The 15621-nt window shown below is 62.8% G+C and carries 17 protein-coding genes and 2 pseudogenes; 15 read left to right on the top strand and 4 right to left on the bottom strand.

Going from position 1 to position 15621, the window contains the following annotated elements; genetic code table 11:
* The first annotated feature begins 7 nt into the window (after window positions 1-7).
* Genes M0D64_RS07090 through M0D64_RS07080 form a run of 3 tightly spaced genes read left to right on the top strand, consistent with a single transcriptional unit; the run spans window position 8 to window position 3154 of the window.
* Entirely contained in the window at window positions 8-757 is a 750-nt protein-coding gene (locus M0D64_RS07090) for a F0F1 ATP synthase subunit B (protein WP_266257121.1), read from the top strand.
* A gap of 1 nt (window position 758) precedes the next feature.
* Window positions 759-2312 carry a F0F1 ATP synthase subunit alpha gene (locus M0D64_RS07085; protein WP_266257120.1) on the top strand — a complete coding sequence of 518 codons (1554 nt, stop codon included), beginning with the start codon at window positions 759-761 and terminating at the stop codon, window positions 2310-2312.
* Window positions 2309-3154, top strand: a complete 846-nt coding sequence (locus tag M0D64_RS07080) for a F0F1 ATP synthase subunit gamma (protein ID WP_266257119.1) — start codon at window positions 2309-2311, stop codon at window positions 3152-3154. Before M0D64_RS07085 ends, M0D64_RS07080 begins: the two co-directional genes overlap by 4 nt.
* 58 nt (window positions 3155-3212) lie before the next feature.
* Here the strand turns inward: M0D64_RS07080 and M0D64_RS07075 are convergent, their stop codons facing one another.
* Window positions 3213-4817: an oleate hydratase gene (locus M0D64_RS07075; protein ID WP_266257234.1), complete on the bottom strand. Its 1605-nt coding sequence runs from the start codon at window positions 4815-4817 to the stop codon at window positions 3213-3215.
* 353 nt (window positions 4818-5170) lie between these two features.
* Between M0D64_RS07075 and M0D64_RS07070 the strand changes: the two genes are divergently transcribed.
* The gene (locus tag M0D64_RS07070) at window positions 5171-6001 is read left to right on the top strand and encodes a potassium channel family protein (RefSeq protein ID WP_266257118.1); all 831 of its coding nucleotides are present in this window, start codon (window positions 5171-5173) and stop codon (window positions 5999-6001) included.
* Here the strand turns inward: M0D64_RS07070 and M0D64_RS07065 are convergent.
* Window positions 5967-7085 (bottom strand): PAS domain-containing sensor histidine kinase, encoded by a 1119-nt coding sequence (locus M0D64_RS07065; protein ID WP_266257117.1) that lies wholly within the window; start codon window positions 7083-7085, stop codon window positions 5967-5969. The genes M0D64_RS07070 and M0D64_RS07065 overlap by 35 nt on opposite strands.
* Before the next feature lie 356 nt (window positions 7086-7441).
* Here M0D64_RS07065 and M0D64_RS07060 point away from each other — a divergent pair, with 356 nt between their 5' ends.
* The 7 genes from M0D64_RS07060 to M0D64_RS07030 all read left to right on the top strand — a co-directional run bounded on the left by M0D64_RS07060 (window position 7442) and on the right by M0D64_RS07030 (window position 12171).
* Window positions 7442-7789 carry an HPF/RaiA family ribosome-associated protein gene (locus M0D64_RS07060; RefSeq protein ID WP_266257116.1) on the top strand — a complete coding sequence of 116 codons (348 nt, stop codon included), beginning with the start codon at window positions 7442-7444 and terminating at the stop codon, window positions 7787-7789.
* 62 nt (window positions 7790-7851) lie between these two features.
* A complete protein-coding gene (locus M0D64_RS07055; RefSeq protein ID WP_266257115.1) occupies window positions 7852-8310 on the top strand; it encodes a universal stress protein in 459 nt (152 codons plus the stop codon).
* 171 nt (window positions 8311-8481) lie between these two features.
* A complete protein-coding gene (locus M0D64_RS07050) occupies window positions 8482-9228 on the top strand; it encodes a beta-ketoacyl-ACP reductase (protein ID WP_154560394.1) in 747 nt (248 codons plus the stop codon).
* A gap of 280 nt (window positions 9229-9508) precedes the next feature.
* Complete coding sequence (locus M0D64_RS07045) at window positions 9509-10549, top strand: zinc-dependent alcohol dehydrogenase family protein (RefSeq protein ID WP_266257114.1); 1041 nt, start codon at window positions 9509-9511, stop codon at window positions 10547-10549.
* Window positions 10550-10670: 121 nt separating this feature from the next.
* Window positions 10671-11102: an Hsp20/alpha crystallin family protein gene (locus tag M0D64_RS07040; RefSeq protein ID WP_266257233.1), complete on the top strand. Its 432-nt coding sequence runs from the start codon at window positions 10671-10673 to the stop codon at window positions 11100-11102.
* Between the two features lie 77 nt (window positions 11103-11179).
* The gene (locus M0D64_RS07035) at window positions 11180-11830 is read left to right on the top strand and encodes a BON domain-containing protein (RefSeq protein ID WP_154560397.1); all 651 of its coding nucleotides are present in this window, start codon (window positions 11180-11182) and stop codon (window positions 11828-11830) included.
* A 74-nt stretch (window positions 11831-11904) separates the two neighbouring features.
* On the top strand, window positions 11905-12171 hold the full coding sequence (locus M0D64_RS07030) for a UDP-glucose 4-epimerase (protein WP_154560398.1): 267 nt from the start codon (window positions 11905-11907) through the stop codon (window positions 12169-12171).
* Window positions 12172-12207: 36 nt separating this feature from the next.
* Here M0D64_RS07030 and M0D64_RS44870 read toward each other — a convergent pair.
* A pseudogene (locus M0D64_RS44870) lies at window positions 12208-12316 on the bottom strand (rhomboid family intramembrane serine protease); the annotation flags it as partial.
* 34 nt (window positions 12317-12350) lie between these two features.
* Window positions 12351-12476, bottom strand: a pseudogene (locus M0D64_RS44865) (phosphopantetheine-binding protein); the annotation flags it as partial.
* 324 nt (window positions 12477-12800) lie between these two features.
* Here M0D64_RS44865 and M0D64_RS07020 point away from each other — a divergent pair.
* The 4 genes from M0D64_RS07020 (at window position 12801) to M0D64_RS07005 (ending at window position 15554) form a co-directional block, all read left to right on the top strand.
* Entirely contained in the window at window positions 12801-13490 is a 690-nt protein-coding gene (locus M0D64_RS07020) for a CBS domain-containing protein (RefSeq protein ID WP_154560399.1), read from the top strand.
* Between the two features lie 44 nt (window positions 13491-13534).
* Window positions 13535-14041: a TIGR01841 family phasin gene (gene phaP, locus M0D64_RS07015; RefSeq protein WP_266257113.1), complete on the top strand. Its 507-nt coding sequence runs from the start codon at window positions 13535-13537 to the stop codon at window positions 14039-14041.
* A gap of 239 nt (window positions 14042-14280) precedes the next feature.
* On the top strand, window positions 14281-14874 hold the full coding sequence (locus M0D64_RS07010) for a LemA family protein (protein ID WP_266257112.1): 594 nt from the start codon (window positions 14281-14283) through the stop codon (window positions 14872-14874).
* Window positions 14875-14903: 29 nt separating this feature from the next.
* Complete coding sequence (locus tag M0D64_RS07005) at window positions 14904-15554, top strand: BON domain-containing protein (protein WP_266257111.1); 651 nt, start codon at window positions 14904-14906, stop codon at window positions 15552-15554.
* Window positions 15555-15621 lie beyond the last annotated feature (67 nt).

Here is a 15621-nt window from a genome sequence, read left to right as displayed (position 1 = left end):
GGCGGTCATGCGAATCGACTGGTCGACGCTCGCGCTGCAGACGATCAATGCCCTGGTCCTGATCTGGTTGCTGGCGCGGTTCCTGTTCCGCCCGGTTGCGGGCATCATCACCGAGCGCCAGAAGGCGGCGCAGACGCTGATCGCGGACGCCGACGCGGCGAAGCGCGCGGCGGTTCTGGAGCGCGATACAGCGGCTCGCGAGACGCAGCAGCTTGTCGCCGCGCGCGGCGACGCCATGAAAGCGGTGGCCGCCGACGCGGCGGCGGAAAAGGCCGCCTTACTGGCGGCCGCGCAAGCCGATGCGGACAGGCTGCGCGCGGCCGCCGACGCCGAAGCCGAGGCCGCGCGCGTCGAACAGGACAAACTCGTCGCGGTCCGGGCCACCCAGCTGGCCGTCGACATCGCGGCAAAGCTGCTCGCGAAGCTGCCGGAGAACGTGCGCGTGAGCGGTTTTGTCGACGGTCTCGCCGAGGCCATTGCACAACTCCCCGAGCCGGTTCGCGCACAGCTCGGCGCAAACGGCTTGGCGCTCACGCTAGCCGCGCCGCGTGCGCTGAGTCCGCAGGAGCTGGACCATTGCCGCACGGTGCTCGCAGTGTGCCTGAACCGGGCGGTGTCTCTTGCGATCGAGGTCGATCCGCAACTGATTGCCGGGCTGGAACTGCGGGCCGCCCACGCTGTGGTGCGCAATAACTTCGGCGCGGATCTCGCGCAGATCAGGGCGGCGCTGCTGGGTAGCGAGCATGTGCCCAGCTGACATGGCCGACGACCCCTGGCTTGCGGCGCAGCGCAACACGCTGGCCCGCACCGCTGTGACCCCATACGCCGAGACGCTCGGACGGGTCGAGCGGTGCGGCGACGGCATCGCGTTTGTCTCGGGCCTGCCGGACGCGGCCCTCAATGAACTGCTCCATTTCGACAGCGGCGCGACGGGCTTTGCCCACACGCTGGACGCTGACCTGATCAGCGTCGTGCTGCTGGACGACGGGACCGGGGTCGAAGCGGGTGCGCGCGTGACACGTACCGGCACCGTGCTGGAGGTGCCGGTCGGAGAAGGGCTGCTCGGGCGCGTGATCGACCCGCTCGGGCGGCCGCTCGACCGTGACGAGCCAATCGTGGCGACAACGCGCATGGCAGTCGAACGGCCGGCGCCGGCGATCATCGAGCGTGACCTGGTTAGCGAGCCGGTCGAAACCGGTGTGCTCCTCGTCGATGCGCTGTTCGCGATCGGCCGCGGGCAGCGGGAACTGATCATCGGTGATCGCGCCACCGGCAAAACCGCCCTGGCCATCGATGCGATCGTCAATCAGAAACAGTCGGAGATGATCTGTGTGTATGTCGCGATCGGCCAGCGCACGACCGCCGTGCAGCGGGTAATCGAATCCGTCCGCCAGTACGGCGCCCCAGAGCGCTGTATATTCGTCGTCGCCGCCGCGGCATCGGCGCCCGGACTGCAATGGATCGCACCGTTCGCGGGTTTCACCATTGCCGAGTACTTTCGCGATCGCGGACAGCACGCGCTAATCGTCATCGACGATCTCACCAAACATGCTGCGACGCATCGTGAACTGGCGCTCCTGACGCGCGAACCGCCGGGACGCGAGGCCTATCCTGGCGACATCTTCTATGTTCATGCCCGCCTGCTCGAGCGTGCGGCGAAGCTGTCAGCAAAACTGGGGGGCGGCTCGCTGACTGCGCTGCCGATTGCCGAAACCGACATGGGCAACCTGTCCGCGTATATCCCGACCAACCTCATTTCGATCACGGACGGCCAGATTGTGCTGGATGCCGGACTGTTCGCCGCGAACCAGCGGCCGGCCGTCGATGTGGGCTTGAGCGTGAGCCGTGTCGGTGGAAAGGCGCAGCATCCGGCGTTACGCGAGGTGTCGGGCCGCCTGCGGCTCGATTACGCGCAGTTCCTCGAGCTGGAAATGTTCAGCCGCTTCGGCGGTCTGACGGACGCGCGTGTCGCCGGCAAGATCGCTCGCGGGGAACGTATCCGCGCGCTGATTGCACAGCCGCGCTTCAGCGCACTGCGTACCGTCGAGGAGATCGCGCTGCTCACCGCACTGTCGGCGGGCGTATTCGACGCGGCGCCGGCCGGGATCGTTGCCCGGGTGCGAACGCAACTGGCGGCACGACTGCAGAGCCAGCGCGTGCAATCCGAACTGGCGAAAGCGCACGCGCGCTCGCCGTCCGAATCGTTTAACGCCGATGTACAGGCGGCCCTGGTCGCCGCGGTTCGCGAACTGGTTCAGCAGTTGACGCTCCCAGCCACCAGCGGCACGTCGGGCACAGGGAGCGCGCGATGAGCGGAAAACTCAGCGAAATCGAATCGCGCAGCGCCACTGCCCGGCAACTCGACGCCGTGATTGGGGCAATGCGCGGTATCGCGGCAGCCCGCTCGCGCGAAGCGCAACGGCGGCTGCCCGGCATCCGTTCTTCGGCTTCGACAGTCGGGGCCGCGATCGGCGCCGTACTCGCGCACGGTGCCGGGGCGCCAATGCGCGTGCCGGAGCGCGGCACGCAGATCGTCATCGCACTGTGCGCGGAGCAGGGTTTCGTCGGCTCATTCAATGAGCAGATCCTTGACCGCGTACAGTCCCGCCTCGCGTCGGCGCCATGCGAGTGTCTGCTCGTGGGCACACGCGGCGAGATCGCGGCAAACGAACGTCGCCTCGCATTTGCCTGGCGTTCGCCGGCCGCCTCCCATGCCGACGATGTGCCCGCACTCGCCAGCCGTATTACCGACGCACTTTATCTACGTCTCGACCAACGGGTGGTCACCGAAGTCTCGGTCATCCACGCGGTGCCAGGTATCGCGGCCCATAGCGAGATCGTCGATCATCGCCTGATTCCGTTTGATTTTTCCCGTTTTCAGGTAGTGCGGCGCAGTCAGCCGCCGTTGCTCAATTTGCCTTCGGACCGCCTGCTTGCCGGACTGGTCGAAGCGTATGTCTATGTCGAGTTGTGCGAGGCGTTGATGCTCTCGTTCGCTGCTGAGAACGAAGCCCGGGTGCGTGCCATGCTGGCCGCGCGCGCCAATGTGAAAGAGACGCTCGAAGCCCTGACGCAGAATTACCGCCAGGTCCGTCAGGATGAAATCACGGCGGATATTGTGGAACTGGCGGCGAGTGCAGGTGCCGCCGTCTGAGCGGCGATGCCTTCTGCGGCGCCGGGCGAGTCGTCAGCCGCACGCTGCATGGCACGGACTAACGGTCCCGTAGCGTCGAAAATGCCTTGTAGACGACCCGGGGATCATGCTGGCCCTTGTAGACTTTGGGCGCGGCAAGATCGAGTCCGAGCAGCGCATACACCGCGTTCTGCGCCGAGCGCACCGAGTATTCGACGGTGAACACGACGTCGTCGGGCAGTTCGCAGAATTGCCCGGTGAAGGCGAGGTTTTGCCAGCCTTCGGGCACCACGGCAGGCCGGTCGCCACGGCTGCGCGGCAGGAACTGGCTCGTGATGAATGGCATCAGGCAGGGGATGCAGTTGGCGTGTTCGAGAATTCGGGCAGACTCCGCCTCCACCCGCAAATGGCCAAGCATCTCCGTCAGGATTTCGCGGCCGGTGCAGGCCTGCATTGGCTTGCCGACGAAATCGCCGGGCTCGTCGACCCGCAAGCCGTAGCCCCACAACACCTGCACGTCCGCGGGTTGGTCGATGAAATGCGGCTGATGCGGCACCACGATCGACGCCAGCCAGCTCGACTCGGCAAAGGTAATCAGCCCACCTTCACCCGGCACATTGCCGGTCAGGTCGCGGATCAGCCGGAATAACGTCGGGTCGCGCAAGGTCACAGTGAACGACAACCACTTCGAGGCGTCGACGTGATCCGCGAAGACGGACGGGTGGCCGAACTCGGGGCGGCCCGCAGCGATGGTTTTCCAGAGGCGCCAGGCGCCGGTGTCGTCGGTGCTGTTCAAGGCCGCGGGGTGGTCCATGGCGCCCAGGCTGGAAGCGGCTGTCATGGAGCCGAGCGTGACGATGACCTTGTCTGCCGGCCCTACCGGCAGTTCAATACGCTGATGCGCGGTTTCGCAGACAATGCCGCGCACGCGCTTTTCTGCACCGGTTTCGTCGAACAGCAGATTCGTGACCCGGGTGTCCGGCCGGAACGCAACGCCGTGGTCGTCCAGCCAGCGGCGCAATGGCCGGATCATCGAGTCGTACTGGTTGTAGACCGTACGCATGATGCCGTGCAACTGGCTAAACCCGGCCGACATATGCGCGAAGCGCAGCAGATAGCGCCGAAGTTCGACCGCGCTATGCCACGGCTGAAAAGCGAAGGTCGTGCACCACATCAACCAGAAATTGGTCTCGAAGAAGGACGAATCGAAGTGGTCCGAAATCCGGCTATTTCCGAGCATCACTTCGGGTTCGATCGACAGGCGGCCTAGCGTCAGTAGATGTTTTTCGTCGAGCCCATATTCGGGCGTGTCTTCGCGTTTGCCGTTTCCGACAAGCCGCGACTTCGATGAGGTTCTGATGGTCTCGTTCCAGTCGAAGATCTCCTGCGTCACGCTCTTGCTGTTATCCAGCGTAGGGATCGACGAGAACAGGTCATAGGTGCACAGATACTTGCTTTCGAGCATGCGGCCGCCGCGCACGACATAGCCGCCTTCCGCGGTGCCGGCGCCGTCCAGGCTGCCGCCGGGCTTGTCGAGCGCTTCCAGAATGGTGATGTCGCAGCCGCGCACATGCCCGTCGCGGATCAGGAACGCCGCTGCTGCTAACGAAGCGATGCCGCCGCCGATGAGATAGAACTTGCCGCCCTCTTGCGGGTGGCCGTCGAGGTCGGCGTCGGCGCGCAGAGTGGGTGCGTGAATCGGGTCAGAGTTTTGCACGTCGATTTCCTTTTCATGTTCGCCGCTATCCAAATGCAGTCGGACCGCCCCGAGGCGTAGGGTGGACGATGCTCCAACATACCCGCCGTGTCGGCGTTCCGATTGAGTTGGATCAAGTAGCGATCGCGGCGGCGCTTTTTTATCAAGGCGGAAGCTGGGGCCCCTCATTCGTTGCGGACGCTCATGCAGCGCAGGTCCGGCGCATTTCGCTGTTTTGTGATCCTTATCAAGAACACCTGATAGCACGTCCATATGCTGGTCCAGCACAGGGCGTCGTCCGCGTGGTCAATCAGCGTCCTAACCTCGAATTCGGTGGCGAAATGAACGAGCGTTTTCGCATTGCGGGCCTCGGCGGTGTCGATGCCCATGACAACGCGCGGGCGGTGCGTGCATGGCGTTGGCTACAGTGGGTTCTGTTGGGATTCAGCCTGCTCGCCATTCCCGCTTTCTACTTCGAACTGGCCGTCGATTTGCCGATGCTGCATCCGGCGGGCAGGGCGCTCTATGCCTGTATGGCGGCCGCGTTCGCCGTTTCGCTCGCCTGGATGGCCCGTCTGAGCCGCCATCCCAGGCGGTTTCTCATGCGAAACCGTTACGACCTGTTGATCACAATGGGCGCGGCGGCTAGCGTCGCGTGGGGCGTGTCCACGTGGTCGTCGCTCGAATGGGTGCTGCGCATTCTGTTCGTGGGACTGGTGGCGGCGCGCATCGCCATGTCGGTGCGGGCGTTTTTCTCGCCCAATCGCTTACTTTTGCTGTTGGCAATTGCTGCGGTCCTTCTGGCGTCGGCGGGCGCGGGCTTTTACTGGCTCGAGCCGAGCGTGCACAGCTATGCCGAGGGCGTCTGGCTGGCATTCGAAAGTAGCGCGACGGTCGGCTTCGGCGACATGGCGCCGACCACGCCGGCGTCGCGGGTTTTCGCTGCCTTCGTGGTGTTGCTTGGCTACGGTCTGCTGTCGCTGGTGTTCGCGAGCATTGCGGCGATCTTCGTCGAACAGGAAGAGCGCCTGCTGCGCCGTGAAATGCATCGCGACATCAAGACCTTGCAGGCGGAAATCGCGGCGCTGCGAAGGGAGGTGGGCCGCATCGGCACCCAGTCGCACGTCGACGATGGGGCTATCGGACGTGACTGTCCGCCTGAATCGCGCTGAGGGGCAGATGAACGGCAATCGCGAAGCCGGCGCCGGGTGTGCTAGCTATCTGGACGAAGCCACCCAGCTGGCGCGCTCGCTCGCGCATGCCGAGCAAACCGAATGCGCGCGGCCTGCGCTTATCGTCGAGCTCCGTGCCACGCCCGTCGTCTTCAATACGTACGGTGCAGGTGTCGGCGCTCGTCGATATCGCAATCAGCACGTGACGTGCCTCGGCATGCTTCGCGACATTGGTCAGCGCTTCCTGGACGATACGGTAAATCGTGGTAGAAGCGGACGGCGTAAAGCTTGTCTCGTCGAGGCCGGCTTCGACGACGGTCTCGAAGTCGTAGCGATGTGTGAAGTCGTCGACAAGCCACTCGAGCGCGGCGGCCAGGCCGAGGTCGTCCAGCATGGGTGGTCGCAGGTCGGACGCGAGGCGCCGCAGCGATGCCATCATGACGTCGATCTGCTGTTGCAGTCCGGTCGTTGCGGCTAGCGCGGCGGGGCGGGCGTTGCTCGCCGCCAGTTGCACCTCCAGTGCGGCGATGCCCATTTTGAGCGCAGTCAGTTGCTGGCCAAGATCGTCGTGCAATTCGCGAGCGATGCGCTTCTGTTCGTCCTCGCGCGCACTCTGGATCTGCGCCGCCAATTCGCTGCTGTGCTCGAGTTCGGCCAGCCGAATGCGTTCGGTCATATCGCGCGTGACCTTGGCGAAGCCGAGCAGCGCGCCGGACGGATCGTGCACCGCGGTGATCGTGACATCCGCCCAGAAGCGCGAACCGTCCCGGCGCACGCGCCAGCCCTGGTCCTCCGCCCGGCCACGGGCGGCGGCAATGGCAAGTTCACGCGTGGGCTTGTCCGAGGCGACGTCTTCAGGTGTATAGAAAACAGAAAAATGACGGCCGATGATTTCGTCGGTGGAATAGCCCTTGATTTTGCGGGCGCCGCTGTTCCAGCTCGCCACGCGGCCTTCTGGATCCAGCATGAAAATCGCATAATCCTGCACCGCATCGATCAGCAACTGATAGCGGTCCTCCAGCGGGACGTCGGAGTCGTTTGCCGAGCCAGTCTTGCGCTTTGTATAGTTCCAGTTGAAATCCACCGTTATCTCCCGTCCCACGTTGCACGCCTCCCGAATGCGGTTTTCAGAACGGCATATGACGGTAGGTGACGCCGTTTGCCGAAAGCTTAGCATCCGCGCACAGGGCGCGTTCTGGAATGTGGTCGGCAGCGGCCAATGCAGGGTTCAATTCGTCGCCACGCCACGCCGCTCCAATCAGTCAGGCGAGTGTGGGCAACCGCCCGCCTGATGTCTTGACACAAGTCAAGTGGCCTGGGCCATTCGCGCCGATCATTCAATCATCCCGCGGCCGTATCTTGCCGGACTAGCGACGCGACTGCGGCGGGCAATTTCGTGACGGAGCCCGCGCGAAGCACTGCAAGCCTGGGAGAAGATACATGGGAGTCGGTATGCAAATCGTCTATCTCGGCTTTGCCGGGACGTCGCAAATCGAAGCGGAGGCGGCTTCGCAACTGGTGCGCCTGGAGCGTTTCAGCAGGTCCATTTCGGGCTGCCATCTGGCGATCGAATCCATTCGTGTCGCGTCCGGGCGCTCCGGGGCCGACGTGCTGGCTGGCGACAGGCGCAGTCCGGTGTTCGACGCCCGGCTCGATCTGATCATGCGCAATGGCGAGCTCGTCGCGATCGGACATTGTCTGGACACCGATGCCACGGCTGCGATACAGGCGGCATTCGATTCCGCTGAGCAGCAACTCGAACGGAATCCGGCGCGCACGCGCTCCTGATCGTCCCGAGTCCGCTCCTGGGCCGCTCCGGTTCTTTTGAAAAGTGCTACGAGGAGAAAATCATGTACGCAAACATTCTGGTGGCCGTGGACGGCAGTGAAGCGTCGAAACGGGCGCTCAACGAAGCGATTCGCATGGCCAAGCTGGCGCGCGCCAGACTGACGGCGGTGTATGTCATCGATCAGTCGGGTGCGTTCACCTACGCTGGCGCGTGCGATCCCCATCTGCTGACCGACGCCGAACGCCAGGTCGGACACAGCCTGCTGGACGACGCACTCGTGAAAATGCAAGCACTCGGCGTGGCAGGCGATTCCGAGATTCTCGAGACCCAAGGCATCGCCGAGGACATCGCGAGCTGTATCGCGCGCTGTGTCGAGCGGCGTGGCGTGGATCTCGTGGTGATGGGCACCCATGGACGGCGCGGCATGCGGCGCATGGTGCTCGGCAGCGTCGCCGAGCGCTTCGTGCGCCATTCGCCGTGCCCTGTGTTGCTGGTTCGGGAGACCGAAGCCGACGCCTGAGCGCAGCTCAACTGGGGCAGGGCACGCTCACGATAAGTATGGCCAGGTGCGCACTTGATACAGGTCAACGGGCTTTCGCCGGCACCCCCTACATTGAACGCACTGCTGCCTCGCGATCAATGGCAGCGCCACCCGCTGCGGCACAGAGCCGTTCGCCTCAAGGAGATCACCATGTCAGTTAAGCGCGTAGCATTCATCACCGGCGGCATGGGCGGACTCGGCGCCGCCATTAGCCGGCGTCTCCATGATGCCGGCATGGTGGTCGCGATGTCGCACTCGGAACGTAACGATCACGTCGCCACCTGGCTCATGCGCGAACGCGACGCCGGCCGCCACTTTCATGCCTACGAAGCCGACGTGACCAGTTTCGACTCGTGCGCACATTGCGCCGAGCGCGTCCTGAATGAATTTGGTTCGGTCGACATTCTCGTCAACAATGCCGGCATCACGCGCGATTCGACTTTTGCCAAAATGAACAAGGACGACTGGGATGTGGTGCTGCGCACCGATCTCGACGCGCTGTTCAATATGACCAAGCCCTTGCTCGGCGGAATGATTGCGCAAGGCTTCGGACGCGTCGTCAATATCGGCTCGGTGAACGGCGAGCGCGGCGCCTTCGGTCAGACCAACTACGCGGCGGCCAAGGCCGGGATTCACGGCTTCACCATGTCGCTGGCGCTGGAAGTCGCGAAACACGGCGTGACGGTCAATACCGTATCGCCAGGCTACCTCGAGACCGCGATGACCGCAGCCGTGCCGAAGGACGTGATGGAAACGAGGATCCTGCCGCAGATTCCGGTGGGCCGGCTCGGTCAGCCTGATGAAGTCGCGGCTCTGATCGCATTTCTGTGTTCCGACGACACGGGCTTCGTCACAGGCGCGAACTTCGCGATCAATGGCGGCATGCATATGGGTTGAAGGATGACGCGTCAGGCTCGCTGCGCGCGATGTTCGCGTTGTCTGGCATGCCGCGGCCGGAGAGGCGGCGAAGAGAAATGATCGGCCATGATCGGCTCCGCAAAGCAATAAGGTCTCGTCCGGCATAGGCGCGTACGGTTGGCGGAAATTGGCCGAGGTCATTCATTCCGCTGCATGGTCGCCGATATGTATCGCTTGATTCATGTCAATCGGCGCTGCGTGAGCCAGCATAAAGTCGGTCGTATAGCAGGCTCGTTTCGATCAACGGAGGCAATCCCCTATGAAAGCGCTCGTGTATCACGGTCCGGGCAAGAAATCGCTCGACGAACGGCCCATTCCCACGCTCGCCGCACCTGGCGACGCGATAGTCAAGATGACGCGTACCACGATTTGCGGCACCGACCTGCACATTCTGAAGGGCGATGTGCCGACTTGTGAGCCGGGACGCATTCTCGGCCACGAGGGGGTAGGCATCGTGCAGGAGGTCGGCGCGGCAGTGTCGCTGTTCAAACCAGGCGACAGGGTACTGATTTCATGCATTTCGTCGTGCGGCAAATGCGACTACTGCCGGCGCGGCATCTATTCGCATTGCACCACCGGTGGCTGGATTCTTGGCAACAAGATCGACGGCACCCAGGCTGAGTACGTGCGCATTCCCCACGCCGAGACGAGTCTGTATCCGGTTCCGGCCGGTGCCGATGAAGAAGCGCTCGTGATGCTCTCGGACATCCTGCCGACCGGCTTCGAATGCGGCGTGCTGAACGGCAAGGTGCAGCCGGGTAGCACGGTGGCGATTGTCGGGGCCGGCCCGATCGGTCTCGCCGCACTGTTAACCGCGCAGTTCTATTCGCCAGCGCAGATCGTGATGATCGACCTCGATCCGAACCGTCTTGAAGTTGCGAAGCGCTTCGGCGCCACCGCGTGCATCGATAACGGCCACGCCGATCCGGTTGCCGCTGTAATGAAGCTGACGGAGCAGGCGGGCGTTGATTGCGCGATAGAGGCGGTCGGCATACCGGCTACGTTCGAGTTGTGCGAGGCGCTTATTGCGCCCGGCGGCGTGATCGCGAATGTGGGCGTGCACGGCGTGAAAGCCGATCTGCACCTCGAAAAACTGTGGGATCGCAACATCGCGATCACGACGCGTCTCGTCGATACCGTGAGCACGCCGATGCTACTCAAAACCGTTCGCTCGGGCCGCATCGACCCCGCGCGGTTGATCACGCACCGCTTCCAGCTCGAGGATGTCGCAGGTGCTTACGACACCTTCGGCCGAGCGGCCGAGACGCATGCGCTGAAAGTCATCATCGAGGTGTCCTAGCCGTCGAGACGACTTGACCCACGAGCCGTCAGGAAAGCCGGCCCGCCGGCGATCCGCACGGCCGCGCCATTCAACCGATCCGGTGTCCATGATGTCCATGGATGTTTTGAGGAGTGACACGATGAGCAACTTGACTCGTTTTGACCCGTTTCCGCTCGAACCCATGTCGGAGCTGTTCCAGGGCTTATTTCGTCCGCTGCACGGCGGCGCGGGTGGCAACGCGCCGCTGGCCGATATCAAGGTCGATGTGACGGAAAGCGACACGGAGTACACGGTGAAAGCCGAACTGCCAGGTGTCGAGAAGGACGATATTGACGTGAAAATCGATGGCAACCTCCTATCGATCAGCGCCAAGGTCGAGCGTAAGCAGGAACTGAAAGACGGCGAACGGGTGATTCGGCGTGAGCGTTATTCGGGCGCTGTCAGCCGGTCGTTTTCGCTCGTGAGCGAGATCAACGAAGCCACTGCGGCCGCGCAATACAAGGACGGTGTGCTCTCGTTGACGCTGCCCAAGAAGGCGGCGTCCGAGCGCAAACGCCTGCCGATCAATTGATCGGCGCCGCGCCGGGCGCACGGCTGCACGTCCCGGCGCGGCTGCAATCCCTTGCATGCCACATCAAGGAGCAAGCAATGAAGTCGGACATGGAATTGAAGCGGCAGGTCGAAGACGAACTGGCGTGGGATCCGGCCGTCGAAATCACGGACATCGGCGTCGAAGTGCGCGACCGCGTCGTCACCCTGTCCGGGCATCCGGCCAGCTACGCCGAGAAACTGGCTGCGGAGAAAGCGGCGCAGCGCGTGGCGGGCGTCAAGGCCGTCGTGGTGGAAATGGATATCCGCCTGCTGCATACGGACGTGAGAACCGATGAAGACATCGCCAACGCCGTTCGTACGATCCTGCGCTGGACCGTCGGATTGAGTGAAGATGCCGTCAAGGTGCAGGTCGAAAAAGGCCGGGTGACGTTGAGCGGGGAGGTGGATTGTGCTTATCAGAGCCATGTCGCCACGCGGACCGTATCGCACATGCGCGGTGTGACGGGCGTCTCGAACATGATCCGTATCGGCGGGGACGCTGCCGCGCAGGATATCGGTGAGCAGATCAGCCAGGCGCTGCAACGCCACGCCGATCGTGAAGCGAAGCACATCGCGATCAAGGTGCATGAGGGCACCGTTACCCTCACGGGCAAGGTCGATTCCGCGGCCGAACGATCGGCCGCGCGCGGAGCGGCATGGTCGGCACCGGGTGTGCACGCGGTCGTCGACAACCTGACGGTCGGCTAACTGACGGCGAGAGGCCCGGATCGCCTGCTTCGAGGCGGTTCGGCCTCGCGCGGTCGAAGGACCTGGAGCGACTCATGACAATTTCGGGCAACGTCTGCGAGAACGACTGGTCGGTGTCGGTCGTGACGCATCAGGTATCGGGCGGCTTCGACTGCTCGATCCAGCTCAGCCACAACACGCCGGAGGGCGTTTTCACACACGCGTTCACCCACAGCAGCATTTATTCGAACGAGCGTGAGGCGGTGCTGGCCGGTTTGCGGGAAGGGATAGTCTGGGTGCAGCTCAAGATGTCGAAGACCTTGTCGGTTCAGCCTCGCGAATCTTCTGTTGAGCCGGAGTGAGGTCTGTCACACCCTCCTTATCTATCACTTCGCGCGTCTGTCAACGTCGCAGCCGAACACGACAGCCGGACATGTGGACGGAAAGGTGCATGAAGCTCGCGTGCAGGAAGCCGTAGGTCAACAACTGCCAGATGTGAAATGCCGGGACGCCGTGTCAGGACGGTTGAAAACGCGTCGAGCGGCACGTGTACATGAAGCGTTTGCTCGATCCGGCTGGAGATGTCTGCGCGCGCAAGACTATCGACGCCCCGATCCCGCTCGAACTGCGAGTCGAGATTCACGGCACTCGAGCGGCCCGCGTCCATGTGAGTTTCAGCATAGACCGCTGTAATCACGCAGAGACGAATAATTGATTGATTTCCATCGCGGTCGAGAAGACAAACAGTATGCGGACTAGTCGACAGCAGACGGCCGGCGTCGGGTTGGTTTGAGTCAAGCCGCAGGGCGCTGTCGCAGCGGACGGATCGACAGGTGCACGCAACGGCCTTCGAGATGATCCATGTCAAACGAGAGGATGCCGTGCCGGCCTAATCTCAAACCACACGAGGGCGTACCGGCGTCCGGATACTGACGATCGAGACGGGCCGGTCCCACGAATTGAAGGACCCTAACTGTTCAGGAGGCTTACCATGCGCGCATCCGATGTCATGACCAGCAACGTCATAACGGTCACACCCGACATGACCGTGCGAGAGGTCGCCAGAATTTTTGTCGACAACGGCATCAGCGGCGCGCCGGTCCTGGATCCGGACGGCCATGTCGCCGGCATGATCAGCGAAGGCGATCTGCTTCGCCGCAGCGAAATCGGCACCGAAGAGCGCACGCGAACTTCGTGGCTCGATCTCTGGTCCGCGAACCATGAAGCACGGGATTACATCAAGACCCACGCGGTGAAAGTGCGCGACGTGATGACCTCCGGCGTGGTGAGCGTTCAGCCCGAAACGCCACTCGGCGAAGTGGCCGGCCTTCTCGAGACGCGGCACATCAAACGCGTGCCCGTGATGCAAGCAGGGCAGCTCGTGGGTATTGTGAGCCGCGCCAATCTCGTGCAGGCGCTGGCAAGCGTACCGGACGAGCCGTCAACGGATGTGACGCTCTCGGACGGCGAGATCCGCGCCATGTTGATGGGTGAACTGGCGGGCCGTAAGTGGAGCTTCGCCGGACGCAATATCGTCGTCACCGACGGAGTCGTGCATCTGTGGGGCATCTTCCATTCGATGGAAACCGTCGACGCGGTTCGTGTGGCGGCGCAAAACATACCCGGCGTCAAGCGCGTGGAGGATCACACCGAGCCTTATCCGGCGATGCCAGGCATTTAGCAGACAACGGCCTAAACGGTTCGGCATTCAGGATTGGAGGCGTAATGACTCAACTCATTCCCGAGCAATGGCTCAGCATGGAAAGCGGTGGCTTCGACAAACTGTTCGGCATCACTACCGGGTGCTGCGACGCGTTCGAGAGGCTGACCGCGTTGAATCTGCAGGCAATCCGGTTTGGACTCGCTGAAACCCAGGAAGCAATTGCCCGGACTTGCGTCGCGAACAATCTGCCGGAAATGCTTAGTCTGCCGATTTTGCTCGCTCCGGTGGGCTTCGCCCAGACACAGTCTTACTGTCGGCAGTTCTTCGAGATCATGTCCGGTCTTCAGCAGGATTCGGCACCGCAGCAGCCGGTTTGCGCAGCCCCGGAACCGCATTTTGCGGACAACCTGCTTGGCAGCCTTGCTACTCAGTCGCTGGTGCCTTGCGATGTGCCGGCAAAACCGGCGATGCCCGCGGCACTCGCCGCCGGGCATGCGGCAACAGCAACCACTGAACTCAAAAAGAGGCGGCCAGCCAGGAAGACGATCCAGCCGATGCAGACGGAATAGCAGTCTTTGGTTTCAACATTGCAAAGATAGACCCGGCTGCTATCGGGGGCTCACAGCTTGATTTGTGTGCCCTTCGTTCCGGTTGCCATCGCCTCGATATGCTCGAGCGATCCGCTCACCGCGCGTTTTCCGGTGCGCGTGACGAAATCGCACGCCGCGTCGATATTGGATATCGCGTGCGCAAGGCAGACCGGCGGAGCCGACACGCATCAAGGTTGAGAGATGAGGAGAATTATCGCATGGGCGGTCATGTCGCTCGTCGCTGTCGCTTTGCTCGGTGCCTGCCTCGCTACGTGCCGGTGGACGATGCCGAGGTGAGTACCGCGTTGAAGGAGGTCCTTCAACAGTACGATAAGCGTGCCGAACTCACCAGAGACCTGATCATGCTGGTGCAGTCCGCGCCGAATCGAAACGATGCGCTTGTCGCGGCAGTGATGGCCGCGCAAGCCGATCTGGACTGCATCCGGATAGCCCCGGGAGCGCTGGTGGAGCAGGTTGCTTTCGAGCGGTTTGAGATCGCACAGCGGCAATTGAGCGACGCGCTATCAAGTCTTCTGGTCGAGTCCGGCAATGACAGGTACTTTCACAAAGACCCCCGGTTCAGGTCGCTGTCGAGGCAACTGGGCGGGGTTGACAGGCAGATCGCCGTCACACAGAAAGCGTACGATGAGGCAGTCGACCGCTATAACGCCAGCCTGAATGCCTTCCCGCATGGGGTCGAGGCACGCATCCTGGCGCTGCACGAGCGGCCTAAATTCAGCGCGGCCGCCGAGACGGCGACGCGGCCGCCGCGCACCGATTTCGGTACGTTGCGTGGCTCGATGCGGGTGTGATGAAAACAGTTCCTTGGAGGACAACTTCCATGAAGTCGGACAGTCAACTGAAGCAGGAAGTCGAGCACGAGCTAATGAGCAACGCGGCCGTCGACGCAAACGGGATAGGCGTTGCCGTGGTCAACGGCATCGTTACTCTCACTGGACACGTTCCGGACTATGCGAGGAAAGTCGCTGCTGAAAAGTGCGCACTCAGAATCGCCGGTGTCGTCGCGGTGGTAGTCGGCATCGACGTGAAACTTCGCGAGTCGGAGCAACGCACTGACGAGGACGTTGCCTTGAGCGTGAGCGCCGTTCTCGAGTGGATCGCGGGCCTCGAAGAGCATGCGATCAGGATCAAGGTCGAGAAGGGGTGGGTGACATTGAGCGGCGAAGTCGAGGATGGATACCGCAGCCACATGGCCGAAAAAAATATCATTCACATGCGTGGCGTGACCGGCGTCACGAACAACATCAGGATTCGTGGCTCGGCATCCCCGCTCGACATCGAATACAACATCCGCAAAGCCATCCAGCGGCATACCGATCGTGAGTTGAAGCACGTGGGCGTCGAAGTCGACGACGGCAGGGTGATCCTCTCGGGCCGTCTCAGTTCGGCCATTGAGCGTTCCATTGTGTCAGGGGCTGCGCGTTCGACGCCTGGCGTGAAGGCTGTTGTCGACCGCCTTGTGATCGGCTGACGCGGCGAGCCTCGCTTCTGCCGCGCTCGCTGCGGTCGTTGCCGGTTTCATGCGCGTTGCGTTCCGT

Source organism: Paraburkholderia sp. WS6 (assembly GCF_030464835.1).
In the GTDB taxonomy this organism is placed as follows: Bacteria; Pseudomonadota; Gammaproteobacteria; order Burkholderiales; family Burkholderiaceae; genus Paraburkholderia; species Paraburkholderia madseniana.
This window is presented reverse-complemented; position numbering and strand designations above follow the sequence as displayed.

What these genes read in the sequence shown, in the direction of transcription:
- M0D64_RS07055 (WP_266257115.1), top strand. Translation starts at nt 7,852, where the DNA reads ATGTACGCAAACATTCTGGTGGCCGTGGACGGCAGTGAAGCGTCGAAA.
- M0D64_RS07070 (WP_266257118.1), top strand. Translation starts at nt 5,171, where the DNA reads ATGAACGAGCGTTTTCGCATTGCGGGCCTCGGCGGTGTCGATGCCCAT.
- M0D64_RS07080 (WP_266257119.1), top strand. Translation starts at nt 2,309, where the DNA reads ATGAGCGGAAAACTCAGCGAAATCGAATCGCGCAGCGCCACTGCCCGG.
- M0D64_RS07010 (WP_266257112.1), top strand. Translation starts at nt 14,281, where the DNA reads ATGGGCGGTCATGTCGCTCGTCGCTGTCGCTTTGCTCGGTGCCTGCCT.
- M0D64_RS07030 (WP_154560398.1), top strand. Translation starts at nt 11,905, where the DNA reads ATGACAATTTCGGGCAACGTCTGCGAGAACGACTGGTCGGTGTCGGTC.
- M0D64_RS07045 (WP_266257114.1), top strand. Translation starts at nt 9,509, where the DNA reads ATGAAAGCGCTCGTGTATCACGGTCCGGGCAAGAAATCGCTCGACGAA.
- phaP (WP_266257113.1), top strand. Translation starts at nt 13,535, where the DNA reads ATGACTCAACTCATTCCCGAGCAATGGCTCAGCATGGAAAGCGGTGGC.
- M0D64_RS07090 (WP_266257121.1), top strand. Translation starts at nt 8, where the DNA reads ATGCGAATCGACTGGTCGACGCTCGCGCTGCAGACGATCAATGCCCTG.
- M0D64_RS07085 (WP_266257120.1), top strand. Translation starts at nt 759, where the DNA reads ATGGCCGACGACCCCTGGCTTGCGGCGCAGCGCAACACGCTGGCCCGC.
- M0D64_RS07050 (WP_154560394.1), top strand. Translation starts at nt 8,482, where the DNA reads ATGTCAGTTAAGCGCGTAGCATTCATCACCGGCGGCATGGGCGGACTC.
- M0D64_RS07060 (WP_266257116.1), top strand. Translation starts at nt 7,442, where the DNA reads ATGGGAGTCGGTATGCAAATCGTCTATCTCGGCTTTGCCGGGACGTCG.
- M0D64_RS07005 (WP_266257111.1), top strand. Translation starts at nt 14,904, where the DNA reads ATGAAGTCGGACAGTCAACTGAAGCAGGAAGTCGAGCACGAGCTAATG.
- M0D64_RS07020 (WP_154560399.1), top strand. Translation starts at nt 12,801, where the DNA reads ATGCGCGCATCCGATGTCATGACCAGCAACGTCATAACGGTCACACCC.
- M0D64_RS07035 (WP_154560397.1), top strand. Translation starts at nt 11,180, where the DNA reads ATGAAGTCGGACATGGAATTGAAGCGGCAGGTCGAAGACGAACTGGCG.
- M0D64_RS07040 (WP_266257233.1), top strand. Translation starts at nt 10,671, where the DNA reads ATGAGCAACTTGACTCGTTTTGACCCGTTTCCGCTCGAACCCATGTCG.